Genomic DNA, 19747 nt, shown 5'->3' on the forward strand with positions numbered 1-19747 from the left:
GAATCCTAATGATGGTCGGGGTATCCGAGGGGGTGGCAGACACAAATTGCAACACGTTCTAGTCTGGCCGTATGAGTGACGACCTGTTGCGCAATCCCACCCACAACGGCCACCTGCTCGTCGGCGCACTCAAGCGCCACAAGAACCGGCCAGTGCTGTTCCTCGGCGACACCACGCTCACCGGCGGTCAGCTGGCCGAGCGGATCAGCCAGTACATCCAGGCGTTCGACGCGCTGGGCGCCGGCAGCGGCGTCACCGTCGGCCTGCTCGCCCTCAATCGCCCCGAGGTGCTGATGATCCTGGGCGCCAGCCAGACTCAGGGCTACCGGCGCACCGCCCTGCACCCGATGGGCTCACTCGACGACCACGCTTACGTGCTCTCCGATGCCGGTGCCACCGCGCTGATCATCGATCCCAACCCGATGTTCATCGAGCGCGCGCTGGGCCTGCTGGACAAAGTCGATTCGCTGAAGCAGATCCTGACGATCGGCCCGGTCCCCGAAGAAGTCAAGCATGTGGCAGTCGACCTGAACGCCGAGGCCGCCAAGTACTCGCCGCAGCCGATCACCGTCGCCGACCTGCCACCCGGTCACGTCGGCGGCCTGACCTACACCGGCGGGACCACGGGCAAGCCCAAGGGAGTCATCGGCACCACCGGAAACATCGCCACGATGACGTCGATCCAGCTCGCCGAATGGGAGTGGCCCGAGCACCCGCGGTTCCTGATGTGCACGCCGCTGTCGCACGCCGGCGCCGCGTTCTTCACGCCGACGGTGGTCAAGGGCGGCGAGATGGTGGTGCTGAGCAAGTTCGACCCGGCCGAAGTGCTGAAAGTCGTTGAAGAGCAGAAGATTACGGCGACGATGCTGGTCCCGTCGATGCTGTACGCGTTGATGGACCACCCGGATTCGCACACCCGCGACCTGTCGTCGCTGGAGACCGTGTACTACGGCGCCTCGGCGATGAATCCGGTACGACTGGCCGAGGCGATCCGCCGGTTCGGCCCGATCTTCGCTCAGTACTACGGGCAGTCCGAGGCCCCGATGGCGATCACCTACCTCGCCAAGACCGACCACGACGAGAAGCGGCTGACGTCGTGCGGGCGCCCGACGTTGTTCGCCCGCGTGGCGCTGCTCGGCGAGGACGGCACGCCCGTTCCACAAGGCGAGCCGGGCGAAATCTGCGTCAGCGGGCCACTGTTGGCCGGTGGGTACTGGCATCTGCCGGAGGCCACCGCCGACACCTTCAAGGACGGCTGGTTGCACACCGGCGACATGGCCCGCGAAGACGACGACGGCTTCTACTTCATCGTCGACCGGGTCAAGGACATGATCGTCACCGGCGGCTTCAACGTGTTCCCCCGCGAGGTGGAAGATGTTGTGGCTGAGCACCCTTCGATCGCACAGGTGTGTGTGGTCGGCGCGCCGGACGACAAGTGGGGCGAGGCCGTCACCGCCGTGGTGGTGTTGCGCGACGACGCGGCCCGCGACGACGCCGCGATCGAAACCATGACGGCGGAGATTCAGGCCGCGGTGAAGGAGCGCAAGGGTCCGGTGCAGTCACCCAAACGCGTGGTGATCGTCGACGCGCTCCCGTTGACCGGGCTGGGTAAGCCGGACAAGAAGGCCGTGCGTGCGCGGTTCTGGGAAGGCGCCGGCCGAGCGGTCGGCTGAGCGGGCGGCTGACACGCCGCTCGAGCGCCCGGCCAGCGGGGCTTTCGCATCCCAGCGCCCGCTATGCCGGGCCGTCGGCAGCCGTCCGGGGGGCGGCGATTCATTCCCTTACCGAGCTGACGCGCCAGCCACCAACAGATCGAGCAATCGGCCGGTCTGCTCGGGCGAGCCGCTGGCCAAAAAGATGCCGATCAGGCTGGACACCACATCGTCGGCCTGTACGTCGGAGCGAAGGCTGCCGTCGTCGGCGCCGGCCCGCAGCAGCAAGTCGACTGCGCCGCCGATCCTCGCGCGAGTGTCGTTGGGTTGCATGGCGCCGGAGTCGAACATCGCATGCAGCGATTCGGCCATGCCTCGCTTGGCTGCCACGAAACTCGCGTAGCGGTCCATCCAGCGACGCAGGGCCGTCTTGGGCGGATGCCGCTTGAGCAATGTCGTCGCGGCCTCGGCCACCTCGGCGAGCTCGGTCCGGTAGATCGCCTCGACCAGCGCCTGCCGATTGGCGAAATGGCGGTACAGCGTGCCGATGCCGACCCCGGCGTCGCGGGCGATCGATTCCAGCGACACCGGCTTGCCATCCGCGGCGGCGAATGCCGCGGTCGCGACCTCGAGCAGCCTCTCGCGATTGCGCCGCGCGTCGGCGCGAACGGTCCCGGCCAAAGCGGAGCCTCCTCCGTTTCTGCTACTCTCGATTCAAACGGAGGAACCTCCGCATTTTCACCAGTGTCTCACGATGGGAGCACCATGACAGAGAACCCCGGCGGCATCGGCCGCATCGACACGAGCTCGGTGGCTCGGGTCGGCTACGGCGCCATGCAACTCTTCGAGCCGGCGTCCGACGACGCGACCGCGGTGCTGCGTCGCGCAATCGAGTTGGGCGTCAACCACATTGACACCGCGTCGTTCTACGGCCCCGGCGAGGTGAACCGCCGCATCCACGCAGCGCTGGCGCCCTACCCCGACGATCTCGTCATCGTCAGCAAGGTCGGCGCGCGCTACACCGGCAGCGAACCGGTGCCGCTGGCCGCCGCGCAAAAGCCCGCCGAACTGCGCGCCGCCGTCGAAGACGACCTGAGCCAACTGGGTCTCGACCAGATACCGGTGGTCAACCTGCGCCGCATGGACCTCGGTCCGGGCGTGCAGGCCGAAGATGACCAGGTCGTCGACCTCGACGACCAGTTGGCTGAGATGATCGCGTTGCGCGACGAGGGCAAGATCGGCGGCATCGGGATCAGCAGTGTGCCGCTGGAGATCCTGCGGCGCGCGTTGCCTGCGGGCATCGTCTGCGTCCAGAACGCCTACAGCCTGCTCGACCGTTCTCAAGAGGCGATGCTCGACGTCTGTAAGGCCGAAGACATCGGGTGGGTGCCGTATTTCCCGCTCGGCTCGGCGTTCCCCGGCTTTCCGAAGGTGGCCGACAATCCGGTGGTACTCGAGATCGCCGGCGAGCTCGACGTGCTGCCGACACAGGTCGGGCTGGCCTGGCTGCTGGCTCACGGGCCGAATGTGCTGCTGATCGCGGGTACGAAATCGATCGGCCATCTCGAGGAGAACGTGGGTGCGGGCGATGTCGTGCTCAGCGCCGACCAGATCGCGCGCCTGGACGCCGTCACCGCGCCGGGAGCCGACCCGTTCCCGCACGGCATCGAGAGGTTCGTCGAGCAGAGCTGACGAGTACCGTCGCCGTATGACCAAATCGGTGCAGCCCCCGTGGTGGCTCAAACCGGCGAACAAGGTGTTCATCGGAATGTCGCGGCTGGGCCTGAGTTTCGGCGGCGAGAGCCCGGTGGTGCTGACGGTGCCCGGCCGTAGGTCGGGCCGCGAACGGTCGACTCCCGTCACACCGATGACCGTCGGCAGCCAGGAATATGTGGTCGCCGGATTTCCCGGCGCGGACTGGGTGGCCAATGTTCGCGCCGCCGGCGAAGTGACGGTGGCGCGTGGCCGCAAGGTGCGCCGCGTCCGAATGGTCGAGTTGTCCGCTGACGATTCCCGTCCGCTGCTTCGGGTGTTCCCCGAAAAGGTGCCCACCGGGGTCGGCTTCATGAAACGGGCCGGCCTGGTCACCGACGGACGGCCGGAGGAATTCGAGGCGCTGGCCGGCCGCATCGCGGTCTTTCGACTGGACGGAATCCAATAACCTTGTCTGACAATCCTTTTCACGCCGACCAGTGGAAGCCGGTCGACGGGTTCGCCGAGCTGACCGACGTCACCTATCACCGCCACGTCACCGATGCGACCGTGCGCGTGGCTTTCAACCGGCCCGAGGTGCGCAACGCGTTCCGCCCGCACACCGTCGATGAGCTCTACCGCGTGCTCGATCACGCCCGGATGTGGCCCGACGTCGGGGTGGTGCTGCTGACCGGCAACGGCCCGTCCCCAAAGGACGGCGGTTGGGCGTTCTGCTCCGGCGGAGATCAGCGCATCCGCGGGCGCAGCGGCTACCAATACGCAAGCGGAGACACCGGCGATACTGTTGACGCCGCAAGGGCTGGAAGGCTGCACATCCTGGAAGTGCAGCGACTGATCCGGTTCATGCCGAAGGTGGTGATCTGCCTGGTCAATGGGTGGGCCGCCGGCGGCGGGCACAGCCTGCACGTGGTCTGCGACCTGACTCTGGCCAGCCGTGAGCATGCCCGGTTCAAGCAGACCGACGCCGACGTCGGCAGCTTCGACGGCGGGTATGGCAGCGCGTACCTGGCCAAACAGGTCGGCCAGAAGTTCGCCCGCGAGGTCTTTTTCCTGGGCCGGCCATACACCGCCGAGCAGATGCATCGGATGGGCGCGGTCAACGCCGTCGTCGATCATGGCGAGCTGGAGACCGACGCCATCCAGTGGGCGGCCGAGATCAACGCGAAATCGCCTCAGGCGCAACGGATGCTGAAGTACGCCTTCAACCTGCTCGACGACGGGCTGGTCGGCCAGCAACTGTTCGCCGGTGAGGCCACCCGGCTCGCTTACATGACCGACGAGGCCGTCGAGGGTCGCGACGCATTCCTGGAGAAGCGGCCGCCTGACTGGAGCCCGTTCCCGCGTTACTTCTAGCCAACGGGTTCGTCTGAGATCGACGCTGGCGCGAAGAAGCGGGAGCGCACCACACTGGCGTCGATCTCGGCGCCGACTGCCGCCGCCTAGACTTCCGACGTGCGTTGGAACCCGCTTCGACTACTGGCCGAGCAGATCACGCTGACTTCGATGCGGCCACCGCTGGCGCCACGCCTGCTGCCCCGGCCCGGCGCCACCCGCATCGACCTGGCCGGCAAGCGCGTGGTGCTCACCGGTGCCTCGTCCGGGATCGGCGAATGCGCCGCCGAGCAGTTCGCCCGCCGCGGCGCCACCGTGGTCGCGGTAGCCCGCCGCAAGGATCTGCTGGACGAGGTGGTCGGCCGGATCGCCGCCGACGGCGGCGACGCGATCGCCATCCCGTGCGACCTGTCCGACCTGGACGCGGTCGACGCGCTGGTCGCCGACGTCGAGGAGCGGCTCGGCGGGGTGGACATTCTGATCAACAACGCCGGCCGGTCCATCCGGCGGCCGCTGGCCGAGTCGCTGGAACGCTGGCACGACGTCGACCGGACCATGGTGCTCAACTACTACTCGCCGCTGCGACTGATCCGCGGCATCGCGCCCGGGATGCTGGAGCGCGGCGACGGGCACATCATCAACGTCGCGACCTGGGGTGTGTTCAGTGAGCCGTCGCCGCTGTTCGCGGTCTACAACGCCTCGAAGGCCGCGCTGTCGGCGGTGAGCCGGGTGATCGAAACCGAGTGGGCGACAAAGGGTGTGCATTCGACCACGCTGTACTACCCGCTGGTGGCCACCCCGATGATCGCGCCGACCAAGGAGTATCGGGGGCTGCCCGCGCTGACCTCCGAGGAGGCGGCGGGCTGGATGATCACCGCGGCGCGCACCCGCCCCGTGCGGATCGCGCCCCGGATGGCGATCGCCGCGCAGGCCATCGACACCGTCGTGCCGGGCTTGGCCACGACGGCGATCCGGCGGCAGCGGCTTCAGCCGACGACGATGCAGAGCGCGAAGCGCGATGAGGTGGGGGTACCCCCAGCCGCGGAGCGGCGAGGGGGCGAGTCGGCTCATCGGATCCAGCCCAACAATCCCGACGCGTGATAGACACGAAGGCATGGAGATTCTCGCCAGCCGGATGCTGTTTCGGCCGGCGGACTACCAGCGGTCGCTGAGCTTCTACCGGGACCAGATCGGCCTGGCGATCTTCCGCGACTACGGCGCGGGCACGGTGTTCTTTGCCGGGCAGTCGCTGATCGAGCTGGCCAACCACGGCGCCGACGAGAATTCCGCCCGGCCCTTTCCCGGCGCGCTGTGGCTTCAGGTTCGCGACGTGCGCGCGACACAGGCCGAACTGGAGAGCCGAGGCGTCGCTATCGCCCGCGAGGCCCGCCAGGAGCCATGGGGTCTGCACGAGATGCATGTGGTCGATCCGGACGGCGTGCTGTTGATCTTCGTCCAGATCCCGCCGGAGCATCCGCTGCGCCGCGATACCCGCGGTGAACGCGATGAGCTGAGAGGTTAACCCCAGAAGAACATCTGTCGACTAGTGCGATATACCTTCGATTTGCGACTCCGTTCTTTCGACAACTGCACCCCCCTGCCTACAGAATTAGCCCCGTGAATCTTCAGCTGTTCCTTCTGATCATCGTCGTGATCACTGCCCTCGCATTCGATTTCACGAACGGCTTCCACGACACCGGAAACGCCATGGCGACGTCGATCGCCAGCGGCGCACTCAAGCCGAAGCAGGCGGTGACGCTGTCGGCGGTGTTGAACCTCGCCGGGGCGTTCTTGTCCACCGCCGTCGCCGGGACGATCGCCAAGGATCTGGTGAACGGACACCTCGTCACGCTTCAGCTGGTGTTCGCCGGCCTGGTCGGCGGGATCGTCTGGAACCTGCTGACCTGGCTGCTGGGCATCCCCTCGAGCTCGTCGCACGCCCTGGTCGGTGGCATCGTCGGCGCCATGATCGCGGCGGCCGGCGCGCATGGGGTGCTCTGGACCGGCGTGGTCTCCCGCGTGCTGATTCCGGCCCTGGTGTCGGTCTTCCTCGCCGGGATCGTCGGCGCGGTGGGCACCTGGCTGGTTTACCGGATCAATCGCGGTGTCCCGGAGGAGCGCAGCGAAACCGCGTTCCGCCGCGGCCAGATCTTCTCGGCGTCGCTCGTCTCGCTGGCACACGGCACCAACGACGCCCAGAAAACGATGGGCGTGATCTTCCTGGCGCTGATCTCCTATGGCGCGGTCAGCCGCACCCAAGCCCTCCCGCCGTTCTGGGTGATCTTTGCCTGTGCCTGCGCGATGGCACTGGGCACCTACACCGGCGGCTGGCGGATCATCCGCACCATGGGCAAAGGCCTCGTCGAGATCAAGTCGCCGCAAGGCATGGCGGCTGAATCCTCCTCGGCGGTCATCATTCTGCTGTCCGCCCAGTTCGGCTACGCACTGTCCACCACTCAGGTGGTGACCGGATCGGTACTCGGCAGCGGCGTCGGAAAGCCCGGCGCCGAGGTTCGCTGGAGCGTCGCGGGCCGGATGGCAACCGCCTGGCTGATCACGCTGCCCGCGGCCGGCCTGGTCGGGGCCGTCACGTACTGGGTGACCCACGGGATCGGCGGCTACGGCGGCGCGATCGTCGGCTTCCTCCTGCTCGCAGCGGCGGCGGGCGCGATCTACGTGCAGTCGCGCAAGACCAAGGTCGACCACAACAACGTCAACGCCGAGTGGAAGGGTGACCTGACCGCCGGGCTCGACGAGGATGGCAAGCCCGGCATCGCGGGCGCTCCCTTCCGCAACGGCGAAGTCTCCGACGCCACCGCCCACACCGCCGAGGCCAAGAAAGCAGGCACGCTATGAGCCACTGGTTCAACTACCAGGCCTCGCTGAAGATCCTGATCTTCGGCCTAGTCCTCGGCAGCGGCCTGCCCGCGTTGTTCGCCATCGCGGTGCGGGTGGGCTCCGCCGGTGCCGGTGTCCAGGGTTCCACCGGAGCGGCCGTCGCCCACAAGAACCCGGCCCTGACCGCTGTCAGCTACGCGCTGTACGCATTGGCACTGACCGCAGTCGTCATCGGCGTGCTGTACGTCGCTCGCGAGTTCATCGGAGCCCATACCGGTCTTTACATCCTCGGAGCCAAGCCCGCGTAGCATCGGAATCTCATTCCGTTTGTAGGCGTAGCGACCGTTCAGCGGGGGAAACAAGACACCGTGAACCGATTTCTGACCTCAGTAGTCGCGTGGCTGCGCGCCGGCTACCCAGAAGGCATCCCGCCGACCGACTACTTCCCGGTGCTCGCCTTGTTGTCTCGTCGGCTGAGCAACGACGAGGTCAAGGTGGTGGCCGGCGACCTGATGCAGCGAGGCGACTTCGACCACGTCGATATCGGCGTGCTGATCACCCAACTGACCGACGAGTTGCCCACTCCGGAGGATGTCGACCGGGTGCGCGAGCGGCTGGCCGCCAAGGGTTGGCCGCTGGAAGACGCCCGCGACGGCGAGGAAACCATATAGCCGTCCTTCGGGCTTTCGCCGTGGCGCAAGGCTCCTCGGCCGGCCCGCTGCTGGCCGCCCTGGACGATGTCCTGCGCGGCCGGTCCCCCGCGCTGCTGCCCGTGCCGGACGGGATCGACCGCTCAGCGCTGGAAGCACTGCGGGTGGACGACGACATCGACGACGACGTTGCTTTAGTGGCGACGACGTCGGGAACCACCGGCCCACCCAAGGGCGCGTTGCTCACCGCCGCCGCGCTGACCGCCAGCGCGACGGCCACCCACGACCGGCTGGGCGGGCCCGGTCGCTGGCTGCTGGCCCTGCCGTCGTATCACATCGCCGGAATCCAGGTGTTGGTACGCAGCCTGCTGGCCGGCCACACACCCGTCGAGCTGGATGTGTCGACCGGCTTCGACGTCCGCCAATTGCCTTCTGCCGTCCACGAACTCGGTCCGGGCCGGCGCTACACCTCGCTGGTCGCCACGCAGCTGGCCAAAGCGCTGGACCATCCCGCCGCCACGGAGGCACTCGCCAACCTGGACGCGGTGCTGATCGGCGGCGGCCCAGCCCCGAGACCAGTCCTCGACGCCGCGGCGAGCGCCGGTGTCACCGTGGTCCGCACCTACGGGATGAGCGAGACCGCGGGCGGCTGCGTCTACGACGGCGTCCCGCTCGACGGTGTCACACTGCGCATCGACGACGGCCGGATCCTGCTCGGCGGCCCGACGTTGGCCAAGGGCTACCGCAATCCGCCCGACCCCGATCCGTTCGCCGAAGCAGGCTGGTTTCGCACCGACGACCTTGGCATCGTTGACGATTCAGGAGCGCTCAGCGTTCTGGGCCGCGTCGACGACGCGATCAGCACCGGCGGGTTGACGGTGTTACCGCAGCCGGTCGAAGCCACGCTGCGGACCCATCCCGCGGTAGCCGACTGTGCGGTGTTCGGACTGACCGACGAGCGACTGGGCCAGCGGGTGGTCGCCGCCGTCGTGCTGACCAGTGGGTCCGCCGCACCCACGCTCGACACGCTGCGGGCCCACGTCTCACGCACATTGGATCAGACCGCCGCGCCGCGCGAGCTGCATATCGTGAAAGCCTTGCCGATGCGCGGCATCGGCAAGGTCGACCGCTCGGCGTTGATACGGCTGGCCACCGCATCTCGGATGACATAATGCCCTGGTGAACCGGCACGCAGGGATGGTGTGAGCATGCATCGCCACGTCATTGTCAGCGGTGACGACTCACTGGCGACGACGATCGCTGACGAGCTGAAGAACGCCGGCGCGACGGTGGTCAGGCTGGTCACCGGCGAAGAATCCGAAGCCGGGGTCGCCCGCGAGCTCACCCTGGCTGAGGTGTCCCATGCCCTGGCCGTCGTCTGCGCCGGCGATGACGATGCGGTGAATCTCGAAATCGCTTTGCTCGCAAGGAAAGCTAACCCTAACGTGCGCGTGGTGTCGCGGGTGGCCAACGATGTGCTGCGCGAGGCGGTCGCCAACGACAACGGTCCCGGCGCGATCTTCGACGTCGCCGAGCTGGCCGCCCCGGCGGTGGTCGAAGCCTGCCTGTCTCAGGACACCCACGACTTCGTCGCGGCCGGGCTGACGTTCGTCGTCTCGGGCACTACCGCGTCGCGCGAGGCGACGCTGCGCGAGCTCTACGGCGACTTGGCACCGGTGGCCGTCATCCACGGCGAAGACTCCCCCACCCCCGGTGAGCTGGACATCTGCCCCGGCCGGGATCAGCGGGTGCACGCGGGTGACTGGGCGATGATGATCGGCACCGCCGACGAGTTGGCCGCGCGCGGCATCCGGGTCCCGGACTCGTCGAGGTCGCGGTCGCGCCGGACGGTCTTCCGGCGCGCGTTGGACAATGTTCGCGGCGTCATCAACGACTTCAACCCGACGTTCTATCCGGTCGTCGCCGCGACGCTGGTGGTCTTGGTCACCGCCACGTTCGTGCTGCGCTTCGGCTACCGTCCCCCACCCAAGATGGGCTGGGTCGACGCGTTCTACTTCACCATCGAAACAATGACCACCACCGGGTACGGCGACTTCAGCTTCGTCAACCAGCCCACCTGGTTGCGGACATTCTCCACGCTGTTGATGTTCAGCGGTGTGACCACCACCGCACTGCTGGTCTCGTTTGTCGCTGACGTATTGCTTTCGCGCCGTTTCGTTTTCGCCTCGTCACGCCCTCGGGTCGGACATCTGCGCAATCACACCGTCGTGGTCGGGCTCAGTGGTCTGGGCATGCGGGTGGTCCAGGATCTGACCGCAGCCGGACACGACGTCGCAGTGATCGAGCGCGACGAGGACAACCGCTTCCTGTCCGCGGTGCGCGACCTCGACGTGCCGGTGATCTTCGGCGACGCCACGCTGCGCCAGACCCTGCAGGCCGCCAAGGTCGACCGCGCACGCGCCATCGCGGTGCTGACCCGCAACGACATGATCAATATCGAAACCGGCATCGTGCTGACCGAGATGCTCGGCAAGAAGACGGCGACCCGGGAGCACTACACCGACATACCGCTGATCCTGCGGGTGTACGACCGCACGCTGGGCTTCGCAGTGGCACAGCGATTCGGTTTCGAGAACGTCCGCTCCACCGTCGAACTGGCGGTGCCGTATTTCATCGGCGCCGCGATCGGCCTGCAGGTGCTGGGCACGTTCTCGGTGGGCCAGAGTTCGTTCGTGGTGGGCGGCATGCAGGTTGCCGCCGGCAGCGAACTGGACGGCCTGCGGATGTTCGAGCTGTCCACCCAGGCCCGGGTCATCGCGATCGTGACGTCTAACGGGCTGCTCAAGCTGCACCCGCGCCGCGACTCCCGGTTGCACGCCGACGACACCGTCTACCTGGTCGGCCCCTACCGCGAGCTGATCGACACCCTGCGACGGGGACGACCGCCGCGGCAGGCGGGCGCCGAGGACGGGCGCAAGCCGGCGTCCAAAGCCGGCTGACCTACCCCTCGTCGAACGGCAGCGGCATCCCGGTGTGCGACAGGCACTGCTGGCAGGTGTGCTCGGCGCCGACTCGGCCGACGGCTTCGCGAACGAGCTTCTTGAACGGCTCCATGTTCTTCGCGAACACGTCGATGACCTCGTCGACCTTCACCCCGCCGCCGGCCTCGATACCGGCATCCAAATCGGTCACCAAAGCAATTGCCGCATAGCAGATTTCAAGTTCACGGGCGAGCACCGCTTCGGGATAGCCGGTCATGTTGATCAGGGTGAAGCCCGCCGAGGCGAACCACCGACTCTCCGCGCGGGTGGAAAACCGCGGCCCCTCGATGACAACCATGGTCCCGCCGTCCACCACCTCGGGCAGCCCGGTGACCGCCGCGCGCAGCGTCGGGCAATAGGGGTCGGCGAACGACACGTGCGCCGCGCCGGAGTCGAAGTACGTGTCGGCGCGACGACAGGTGCGGTCCACCAGTTGATCGGGCACCACCACCGTCCCCGGACCGTGGTCGACGGTCAGGCTGCCGACCGCGCATGGCGCGAACACCTGCCGAACCCCCAGGGAGCGCAGCGCCCACATGTTGGCCCGGTACGGCACCTTGTGCGCCGGATACCGGTGGTCGACCCCGTGGCGGGGCAGGAAAGCCACCTCGTGGTCACCGATGGGACCCACCGTCACGGGGCCGCTGGGCTCGCCGAACGGCGTGTCCAAGCTGACGCTGCGGGCGGCCGAGTCGAAGAAGCTGTAGAAGCCGCTGCCGCCAATCACTCCAAGCACGGTGATCATTGTCGTGCACGCGCGTGACACGATCACAGGGTGGCCAGTCTTTCGCAGTGGATCGCCGGTGCGCGACCGCGAACCCTCCCCAACGCCATCGCTCCCGTCATCGCCGGCACCGGCGGAGCCGCCTGGCTGCACTCCGCGGTCTGGTGGAAGGCGCTGCTGGCGCTGGCCGTCGCGGTCGCTCTGATCATCGGGGTCAATTTCGCCAACGACTACTCCGACGGCATCCGCGGCACCGACGACAACCGGGCCGGCCCACTGCGGCTGGTCGGCTCGCGATTGGCGGCGCCGCGCTCGGTGCTCACGATGGCGCTAGCCAGCCTGGCCGTCGGCGCGGCGGCCGGGCTGGCGCTCGCGTTGACGAGCGCGCCGTGGCTGATCGCGGTTGGTGCGCTGTCTATCGCCGGGGCGTGGCTCTACACCGGAGGCTCGAAGCCCTACGGCTACGCGGGTTTTGGCGAAGTCGCGGTTTTCCTGTTCTTCGGTCTCGTGGCCGTGCTGGGCACCCAGTTCACCCAGGCGTCGCGGGTCGACTGGGTCGGGGTGGTCCTGGCCGTGACGACGGGAGCGCTGTCGTCGGCGGTGTTGGTGGCCAACAACTTACGAGACATCCCGACCGACGCGGAGTCCGGCAAGGTCACACTGGCAGTGCGGTTGGGCGACAAGGGAACACGCATCTTCTATCAGCTGCTGCTGGCCGGCGCTGCCGTCGCGACGCTGTCGCTGACCGCGGCGACGCCGTGGTGCGCGCTGGGACTGCTGGCCACTCCACTGGCGATACGGGCCGCAAAACCGGTGCGTAGCGGGCAGACCGGGCCCGCGCTGATCCCGGTGCTGCGCGACACCGGTCTGACGATGCTGGTCTGGTCGGTCGCGGTCGCGGCGGCGTTGTCCCTGACGGCTTGAGCCGACGCTAGGCGGAGACGGTCACGATCAGACGCCCAGCAACATGGCCTGCGGCGCTTGCCCTTTGGGCGTCAGCGGCGTGGTCGAGGGTATAGGTCTGCTGGATTGGCATCGACAGGCGTCCCTGCTGTGCCAGCCGGGCCGCCTCGGTGAACGCCGCCGCGGGGTCGAAAACCGTTCCGAATACCTGGGATATCTGGGCGCCGTAGTCGGGCGCGGAGATGTCGGCGATGGATACGACTTTTGTGGGGTCGCCCGTGAGCTCGATGAGCTCGGGGATGACCCCGGAGCCGGCGAGGTCCAGCGCAGCCTCGATGCCGCCGGGGGCGAGCTTGCGCACGCGGTCGATGAGCCCGGGCCCGTAGGTGGTTGGGGGTGGCTCCAAGGGAGGTGAGGTAGTCCTGGTTGCGGGGACCGGCGGTGCCGATCACCTTGATCCCGCGGTTCTTCGCGATCTGGATCGCGGCGGAGCCGACTCCGCCGGCGGCGCCGCTGATCAGCAGCGTTTGACCGGCCTGCACATCGACCAAGTCGATAATGCGGATGGCTGTCTCCACCGGGACGCCGAACCCCGCCGCCTCCTCGAAGGACAGCGCAGCCGGCTTGCGGGCCCAACTCTGCAGGACCGCGTACTCGGCGAAGGTGGCTGATCCCCTGCCAAAGACCGCGTCGCCGAGCTCGACATCGCTGACTCCGTCGCCGACTTCGTCGACGATGCCGGATGCATCCCTACCGGTCCCCGCGGGCAGGGCAAGCGGCATCTGTTCCTGTAGATGTCCGGCACGGACCTTCCAGTCGACGGCGTTCACACCGGCTGCGCGGACCTTGATCCGCACCTGACCGTCCAGGGCATGGGGCTCGCTGACTTCGACAACTTCCAAGACCTCAGGACCGCCGAAATCGCGGAATTGCACTGCTTTCACGATTCATTACCTCTCGCTGGGCTCGAAGCATCGAGGGTGGTCATGGCTCAGCCAGGGCTCGGTGGTCGTAGCCCGTCGCAGATGATGGCGAACAGATCACGCGGGGCCGCATTCGCGTGCGCCGCCGCCTGGCATGCCGCACCGATTAGCCACAACACCGTTATCGCCGACACCTCCGGGCGTACCGCACCGACGGATTGAGCTCGTCCCAACAGCACTCCGACGGCGTCGCCGAGTTCCTCTTTCGCCGCCGCGGCCTCTTCGTACCCCGCGCCTTGGCCCATCATCGCGAGCAGATCCCGTTTGGCGACGGCTTCCTCCATGAAGTGGTCGAGGAAGCCGAAGAAAGCGCCGCCGGGATCGTCCGCATCTTCGGCCAACCGCCGGGCCTCGACGAGGAGTGCCACGAAACGATCGACCATGATCGCCTCGACCAGCTTCTGCTTGGTGGGGAAGTGCCGGTAGAGGGTCCCGACGCCCACGCCGGCCCGCTCGGCGATGGCTTCGACGTGGACTTCTGTCCCCTCGGTTGCGAAGACCAACTCGGCCGTCTTCAAGATGCGGTCTCGGTTGCGCTGAGCATCGGCCCGCAACGGGCGCGTCGACGCGGCGATTGGCGAGTCGCCGTCCGCTGCTGCGTTCGATCTCTGATCCGACAAAGTTCTCCCTTGACAACCGGAGCGACGGCTCCGCATACTATAAACAGAAGCGGAATTACGCTTCCGATCCTATCAGAATCTCAGCCAAGGCAACTACTTCCAGATGGAGTCAAGATGAAGAGAATTCAGTATCACCACTACGGTGGCCCCGAACTCATGCACCTTGAGGACGTCCAGCCGATGTCGCCAGGCAAGGGCCAAGTGCTGGTCCGGGTGCGAGCGGCAGCCGCTAACCCGATGGATTGGAAGATCCGCAGCGGCGCGATGAAATTCATCACCGGCCGTCGCTTTCCCCGAGGATTGGGACACGACTTCGCCGGCACCGTGGTGGGCGTCGGCACGGGCGTCACCCGCTTCGAGGTCGGCGACGACGTGCTCGGCGCGATGAGCATGAAGGCATCGGGCGCATTCGCCGAAATGGTTGTCGCGGAAGAGAACCTGATCGTCATCAAGCCGGTGAGGCTGTCCTTCGAACAGGCTGCGGCCCTACCCACAGTCGGCGTGACCGCATTGCAGTGCGTCATCGACAAGGGCGAACTCCACCCCGGTGAGAGCGTCTTCGTCAACGGCTGCCTCGGCGGGGTCGGCCGAGCCGCGGCTCAGATCGCGCTGATGCACGGCGCGTACGTGGCAGGCAGCTGTCGCGACACCGCGATGGTTGATGCCAAAGCCCTCGGCATCTCTCCCGTGGTGGACTTCGACTTCGACCCAATGCGTCTCAAGGGCCAGTTCGACCTTGTGATCGATACCGCCGGGACCTTGTCATTCAGGGATGCCCGTGCGCTTCTCAAGCCACGCGGACGCATCGTCGACATCAACGCCACCCCCGCGAAGATGGCGAGGAGTCTGTTTTCGCGAGCCTTCAAGCCGTTATTCGCCAAGTACTCACCCGAGGCCCTCGAAACGGTCTCCGACGCCGCCGCGGGCGGCGAGCTGGCTATCCCGGTCGCTGGCGCGGCACCGCTCACACAGGCGATTAACGCGCTCGCCCATCTGGAGCGCGCTCACACGCCCACCGGCGGCAAGCTCGTCATAGTCCCGCAGTAACTATCTGACACAGAACAAACCTGACGTAAGAGCAAAGGAGTAGTGATCCCATGAGCGACGTCTGGATTTTAGGGGCCACCGGCAGGGTCGGTTCTGCCATAGCGCGGGACCTGACCGGCAAGGGTGTCTCAGTGACATTGGTGGGTCGCGACCGTTCGCGCCTGACCGCAGTGGCCGATTCGATCGGCGTCTCCATGGAGGTCGCCGAAGCCGCATCGGAGGAGGCAATTGCAGACCAGATCTCGGCCGCCGCACCGGCGGTGGTAGTCAACACGGTCGGGCCGTTCCGCCAAACGGCGCTGCCCATTGTCAGGGCTTGCGGGCCGGGCGGCTCGTATCTGGACTCCTCCAACGAGTTCGACTCCATCCGCCCACTCCTTGAACTGCACGACGAAGCTGTCAACGCCGACCGCTGTGTCGTCACCGGCGCCGGGTTCGGGGTGCTAGCCACGGAGAGCGTCGTGCTCAAGCTGTGCGATGGGCGACCCCCGGCCTCTCGTGTGCGGGTCGACGCCTTGGCCGCGGCCGAGAGCACAGGACCGCTCGGCCCGACCGTTGCTGCCAGCGTGGTCGACGGCCTGACCAGCGCAGGGCGCCGTTACGAGGACGGGAAACTAGTGCCGTACCGCTTGGGCAGCGACGTCGAGCAGCTCCACCTTCCGGATGGCTCGACTGTCGCGACAGTCGGCATGGCCAGTGGCGAGCTGGAAGCCGCTCAGCGGGCCAGCGGCGCCTCCTTCGCGGTCGCCGCATCGGATCAGGTCCCCAGCGGGGCCGTCGCGTGTGCGATCCTGCCGGTCTTGTCGAGGGTGCTGTCGGTACCGCTCGTGCGCCGTGCCGCTACCCGCGGGATGGCCAACATGAGCATGCCCGCCTCGGGCACGGACCGGAAGACATCCTGGGCGCACGCCCTTGTCGAGTGGGCCGATGGAACGGTTCGGGAGGGGTGGCTGCAAACCGGTGACGCCATGGACTTCACCAGCCAAGTGGGCGTGGAAGTCACGCAGAGCCTACTGAAGGGAGAGGGCCGACCCGGCGCCTACACCCCAGGTGCTCTCCTCGGACCCCAGCTTGCCGTTCGAGCCGGCGGCAGGTTTGTCCTCGACTAAGCGAGAGGAACGAAGGTGATTGACATTGCCGGAGACTCCAATGTCAACCGCGACGCTGAAATCGTCTCGGACGGCGCGGGATTGGGCGGCGACCTCGCTGAGGCGGACGACATCGCGACGACACACCTATATCTGATGAAGAACCGTTTCGTCACCTGCCTAGTCCTCACTGTCGCCGGAGGCGGCGTCCATGTCTGACGCAGCAACCGTAGGCGACCATCGTGATCACCGAAGGATGAAAGAAGTTGACTCGCAATGGAATTAGGCCTACATTTCTTCGACTTCCTGCCTGGCGGCCCGCAGAAGCTCGGACCCACCCTTGCCCGGACTGCCCAAACTGCCGAACAAGCCGGCGCGACAGTGTTCACCCTGGCCGACCACTTCTTTCAGATGGAGGCGGTCGGGCGCGCGCAGGATCCTTTCCTCGAGGGCTACACCAGCCTGGGTTTCCTGGCCGGACAGACCCAACGCATCACACTTGCGATGATGGTCACCGGCGCCACCTATCGATATCCTGGCGTGCTGGCTAAAACGGTCACCACCCTCGACGTGCTCTCGCATGGCCGGTCGATGCTCGGCATTGGGGCGGGATACTACGAACGCGAGCATCTCGCCCTGGGCATTCCCTATCCGCCGCCGGGCCAGCGGTCTGAAATGCTCGAAGAGACACTGCAGATCTGCGCGCAGATGTGGAGCGACAACGACGGCCCCTACTACGGCAAGCACTATCAATTGGCCGAGACAATCTGTGAGCCGCAACCGATTCGGCGCCCACCGATCCTCATCGGAGGTGACGGAGAGAAGAAAACACTGCGGCAGGTCGCCCAGTACGCCGACGTCTGGAACAGTACCGCGCAATCGGCCGACGAACTCGAGCACAAAATCGGCGTCCTGACCCGCCACTGCGAGATCGTCGGTCGAGATCCCGCCGAGATCCGCAAATCCGCGAGCTTGTTCGACCCCTTCCAGGACATCGACGGTTACCTAAGTACGCTGCACTGCTACTCCGCGCTGGGCATCGATCTGGTAACCACCGGCCCCCTGCCCGGCGATCCCGACCCGGTCGGCTTTGTCAAACGGCTGGGCGACGAGGTGATACCCAGACTCGCTCAGATCAGGTGACCAGATTCAGCGCCTCACAACCAGCAGCCGCCAACACCATTCGCGAGCGCAGCTCGCTCGCGCGCGTCGACACAACTTACCCGCAAGTGCACCGGTCTTCTCGACACGTTGACAGCAGTCAACCGGATGTGTCAGAACAGTCGTCGGGCGGCTCTTCACCGCGCAGCCGGGCCTGCAGCTGCTCGCGGTCGGCGCGACGACGGGCGGTCACCTGCTCGAGGCCGGCGGTGGCCTCCCGCCGCAGCGGGGCGAACAGCCACATGCCCAGCGGCATGGCGATGACCAAAGCGAACAGCAGCGCGATCACGATCGGAAGCTCGTGCACTCCGAGGGCCCGACCGATCCCGTAGATCACCGCGGCCAGCGCGGCCACCAAGCCCAACCGAGCGGTGACGTAGAGGAAAACACTGGCGATCGCACGGCTGGCCGAGCTCTGTCCGTTTGACACAGTGCGAGCCTAGGTCGCCGCGTATATTTAGACCAAGGAGGTGTTGAGTGCTGTACCTGCTCCTGGTCTTACTTCTCGGATCGATCGTCTACGTCGGTTGGCGCGCGGCCCGCGCACAGATGAACCGACCGAAGAGCCGCGTCATCGGACCCGACGACGATCCGGATTTCTTGTGGCGATTGAGCCACGGCGATAACCCACGCTCCTAGCGTGATTGCCCCGCTCCGCCTCAATCCCTGCGGCGCTAGATGAAGTGCTCGTTGGATCGCCGCTGATCGCTCGGAAAGCCTTCTGCAACAACGGCTGCCAGTTCGATGAGCGCTTCCCGGGTCTCCCGCTTCAACAGGTCCAGGTCGACCTCAGCGCCTTCTTCGAGATGCGGGTCGAACGGCACCAAGCGCACTGCGCGGCAACGCCGTGAGAAGTGATCGACCACTTTCTGCATGTCGACCTTGCCGGACCGTGGTCGCACCGCGTTGATCACCGCGATCGAGTTGCTCACCAGGTCTTCGTGACCGTGCGCATCGAGCCAGTCCAATGTCGCTGAGGCGCTGCGTGCGCCGTCGATTGATCCGGAGCTGACCACGACCAGCGCGTCGGCCTTGTCCAGCACCGACGTCATCGCCGAATGCAAAAGCCCGGTGCCGCAGTCGGTGAGCACCAGACCGTAGAACCGTTCGAGAATCTCCAGCGTCTGCGCATAGTCGTCGTCGCTGAAGGCCTCAGACATCGCCGGATCACTCTCGGACGCAAGCACTTCCAGCCGGCTGCGACCCTGCGAGGTGTAGCTGCGGACATCGCTGTAACGCTCGATGCCCTCGGCGTCGCGCAGCAGATGCCGCACGGTGGCCGGTGTCTCCAGCGGCACCTTCTGGCTCAAAGTGCCGCGGTCGGGGTTGGCGTCCACGGCCACCACCCGGTCGCCGCGAATCGAGGCGAAGGTCGCGCCCAACGTGGCGGTGATGGTGGTCTTGCCGACGCCGCCCTTCAGCGACACCATCGCGATGCGGTAGCAGCCACGCAGCGGCCGGTTCACCTGGACGGTGAGATCGTTGTAGCGGATCGTCCGCGGGCTCTCCCCGACGTTGATCAGCTGACCCGACAAGCGGTACAGCAACCGGCGCCAGCCCTCCGACGGCGCGGGCTTGACCTGACGCAGCAGGGTGCTGGTGGACAACTCCGGATACCGCGACGGCGGCAGGTTGTGCTGCGCTGCTCCGGCCTCCTGCCCGGGGGGCGGTGCGCCGTAGTTGCCGTAGACCCGTCGGGGGGCGTCGGCGGACTCGACGACCCGGGGAAGTCCCTGATACGGCGTCTCGGCCCAGGCGCGCGGTTCGACGCGGGTCTCCGGGAGCGGCGCGTTCTGCGTCGAGTTGTCGCCGAATCGGCGCTCGGTGCGGAATCCGGCGAACGCCCGCGTCGGCGGCTCGGGAGGCGGCGGCGGTGGTGGTGCGTGTGGCGGCAGTTCGGTCGTCGGATGCTCTCCGCGACGGCCGTCGTTCGGGTCGTACTGCGGATGGTCAGACACGTGAAAAATCCCCTCGTTGCGATACCCGGGACGAGCAGTCCTTTCGATCGAACATATCGCAGCCTCGACCGACGGC

Annotated in this window: 21 protein-coding genes and 2 pseudogenes; 17 read left to right on the top strand and 6 right to left on the bottom strand. The window is 66.8% G+C overall.

Features of this window, described 5'->3' with window-relative positions:
* Positions 1-71 precede the first annotated feature (71 nt).
* Complete coding sequence (fadD8, locus tag ACQY5A_RS22110; protein ID WP_428342429.1) at positions 72-1673, top strand: fatty-acid--CoA ligase FadD8; 1602 nt, start codon at positions 72-74, stop codon at positions 1671-1673.
* A 108-nt stretch (positions 1674-1781) separates the two neighbouring features.
* Here fadD8 and ACQY5A_RS22115 read toward each other — a convergent pair whose 3' ends face one another.
* Positions 1782-2333 carry a TetR/AcrR family transcriptional regulator gene (locus ACQY5A_RS22115; RefSeq protein ID WP_428342430.1) on the bottom strand — a complete coding sequence of 184 codons (552 nt, stop codon included), beginning with the start codon at positions 2331-2333 and terminating at the stop codon, positions 1782-1784.
* A gap of 84 nt (positions 2334-2417) precedes the next feature.
* Between ACQY5A_RS22115 and ACQY5A_RS22120 the strand changes: the two genes are divergently transcribed.
* From ACQY5A_RS22120 to ACQY5A_RS22165, 10 genes and pseudogenes are all read left to right on the top strand, one after another.
* Complete coding sequence (locus tag ACQY5A_RS22120) at positions 2418-3344, top strand: aldo/keto reductase (protein ID WP_428342431.1); 927 nt, start codon at positions 2418-2420, stop codon at positions 3342-3344.
* A gap of 16 nt (positions 3345-3360) precedes the next feature.
* Positions 3361-3813: a nitroreductase family deazaflavin-dependent oxidoreductase gene (locus ACQY5A_RS22125; protein WP_428342432.1), complete on the top strand. Its 453-nt coding sequence runs from the start codon at positions 3361-3363 to the stop codon at positions 3811-3813.
* A 2-nt stretch (positions 3814-3815) separates the two neighbouring features.
* Complete coding sequence (locus tag ACQY5A_RS22130) at positions 3816-4718, top strand: 1,4-dihydroxy-2-naphthoyl-CoA synthase (protein WP_428342433.1); 903 nt, start codon at positions 3816-3818, stop codon at positions 4716-4718.
* A gap of 99 nt (positions 4719-4817) precedes the next feature.
* A pseudogene (locus ACQY5A_RS22135) lies at positions 4818-5690 on the top strand (SDR family oxidoreductase); the annotation flags it as partial.
* A 121-nt stretch (positions 5691-5811) separates the two neighbouring features.
* Complete coding sequence (locus ACQY5A_RS22140) at positions 5812-6219, top strand: VOC family protein (RefSeq protein ID WP_428342434.1); 408 nt, start codon at positions 5812-5814, stop codon at positions 6217-6219.
* A 95-nt stretch (positions 6220-6314) separates the two neighbouring features.
* The gene (locus tag ACQY5A_RS22145; protein ID WP_428342435.1) at positions 6315-7553 is read left to right on the top strand and encodes an anion permease; all 1239 of its coding nucleotides are present in this window, start codon (positions 6315-6317) and stop codon (positions 7551-7553) included.
* Positions 7550-7843 carry a hypothetical protein gene (locus ACQY5A_RS22150; protein ID WP_428342436.1) on the top strand — a complete coding sequence of 98 codons (294 nt, stop codon included), beginning with the start codon at positions 7550-7552 and terminating at the stop codon, positions 7841-7843. Before ACQY5A_RS22145 ends, ACQY5A_RS22150 begins: the two co-directional genes overlap by 4 nt.
* A gap of 60 nt (positions 7844-7903) precedes the next feature.
* A complete protein-coding gene (locus ACQY5A_RS22155; protein WP_428342437.1) occupies positions 7904-8206 on the top strand; it encodes a DUF3349 domain-containing protein in 303 nt (100 codons plus the stop codon).
* Positions 8207-8265: 59 nt separating this feature from the next.
* Entirely contained in the window at positions 8266-9357 is a 1092-nt protein-coding gene (gene menE, locus ACQY5A_RS22160; protein ID WP_428343284.1) for an o-succinylbenzoate--CoA ligase, read from the top strand.
* A 36-nt stretch (positions 9358-9393) separates the two neighbouring features.
* Positions 9394-11145, top strand: a complete 1752-nt coding sequence (locus tag ACQY5A_RS22165; RefSeq protein WP_428342438.1) for an NAD-binding protein — start codon at positions 9394-9396, stop codon at positions 11143-11145.
* A gap of 1 nt (position 11146) precedes the next feature.
* On the opposite strand, the gene ACQY5A_RS22170 is transcribed toward ACQY5A_RS22165, so the two are convergent.
* Positions 11147-11923, bottom strand: a complete 777-nt coding sequence (locus ACQY5A_RS22170) for an S-methyl-5'-thioadenosine phosphorylase (RefSeq protein WP_428342439.1) — start codon at positions 11921-11923, stop codon at positions 11147-11149.
* A 39-nt stretch (positions 11924-11962) separates the two neighbouring features.
* On the opposite strand from ACQY5A_RS22170, the gene ACQY5A_RS22175 reads away from it, so the two are divergent.
* On the top strand, positions 11963-12835 hold the full coding sequence (locus ACQY5A_RS22175; protein WP_428342440.1) for a 1,4-dihydroxy-2-naphthoate polyprenyltransferase: 873 nt from the start codon (positions 11963-11965) through the stop codon (positions 12833-12835).
* A gap of 7 nt (positions 12836-12842) precedes the next feature.
* Here ACQY5A_RS22175 and ACQY5A_RS22180 read toward each other — a convergent pair.
* Positions 12843-13758: pseudogene (locus ACQY5A_RS22180) on the bottom strand (NADP-dependent oxidoreductase).
* A gap of 47 nt (positions 13759-13805) precedes the next feature.
* Positions 13806-14417, bottom strand: coding sequence for a TetR/AcrR family transcriptional regulator (locus tag ACQY5A_RS22185; RefSeq protein ID WP_428342441.1), 612 nt, complete (start codon positions 14415-14417; stop codon positions 13806-13808).
* A gap of 156 nt (positions 14418-14573) precedes the next feature.
* On the opposite strand from ACQY5A_RS22185, the gene ACQY5A_RS22190 reads away from it, so the two are divergent.
* From ACQY5A_RS22190 to ACQY5A_RS22205, 4 genes are read left to right on the top strand one after another with little or no spacing between them, the layout of a single operon-like run.
* Positions 14574-15464, top strand: a complete 891-nt coding sequence (locus ACQY5A_RS22190; RefSeq protein ID WP_428343285.1) for an NAD(P)-dependent alcohol dehydrogenase — start codon at positions 14574-14576, stop codon at positions 15462-15464.
* A 50-nt stretch (positions 15465-15514) separates the two neighbouring features.
* Positions 15515-16573 (top strand): NAD(P)H-binding protein, encoded by a 1059-nt coding sequence (locus ACQY5A_RS22195; RefSeq protein ID WP_428342442.1) that lies wholly within the window; start codon positions 15515-15517, stop codon positions 16571-16573.
* 15 nt (positions 16574-16588) lie between these two features.
* On the top strand, positions 16589-16771 hold the full coding sequence (locus tag ACQY5A_RS22200; protein ID WP_428342443.1) for a hypothetical protein: 183 nt from the start codon (positions 16589-16591) through the stop codon (positions 16769-16771).
* 57 nt (positions 16772-16828) lie between these two features.
* A complete protein-coding gene (locus ACQY5A_RS22205; RefSeq protein ID WP_428342444.1) occupies positions 16829-17695 on the top strand; it encodes an LLM class F420-dependent oxidoreductase in 867 nt (288 codons plus the stop codon).
* 118 nt (positions 17696-17813) lie between these two features.
* Here the strand turns inward: ACQY5A_RS22205 and ACQY5A_RS22210 are convergent, their stop codons facing one another.
* Complete coding sequence (locus tag ACQY5A_RS22210) at positions 17814-18143, bottom strand: DUF4229 domain-containing protein (RefSeq protein WP_428342445.1); 330 nt, start codon at positions 18141-18143, stop codon at positions 17814-17816.
* Between the two features lie 47 nt (positions 18144-18190).
* Between ACQY5A_RS22210 and ACQY5A_RS22215 the strand changes: the two genes are divergently transcribed.
* Positions 18191-18352: a hypothetical protein gene (locus tag ACQY5A_RS22215; RefSeq protein ID WP_428342446.1), complete on the top strand. Its 162-nt coding sequence runs from the start codon at positions 18191-18193 to the stop codon at positions 18350-18352.
* Positions 18353-18387: 35 nt separating this feature from the next.
* On the opposite strand, the gene ACQY5A_RS22220 is transcribed toward ACQY5A_RS22215, so the two are convergent.
* Positions 18388-19671, bottom strand: a complete 1284-nt coding sequence (locus ACQY5A_RS22220; RefSeq protein ID WP_428342447.1) for a MinD/ParA family ATP-binding protein — start codon at positions 19669-19671, stop codon at positions 18388-18390.
* Positions 19672-19747 lie beyond the last annotated feature (76 nt).

The sequence above is a fragment of the Mycobacterium sp. genome, assembly GCF_965277065.1.
Classification (GTDB): domain Bacteria; phylum Actinomycetota; class Actinomycetes; order Mycobacteriales; family Mycobacteriaceae; genus Mycobacterium.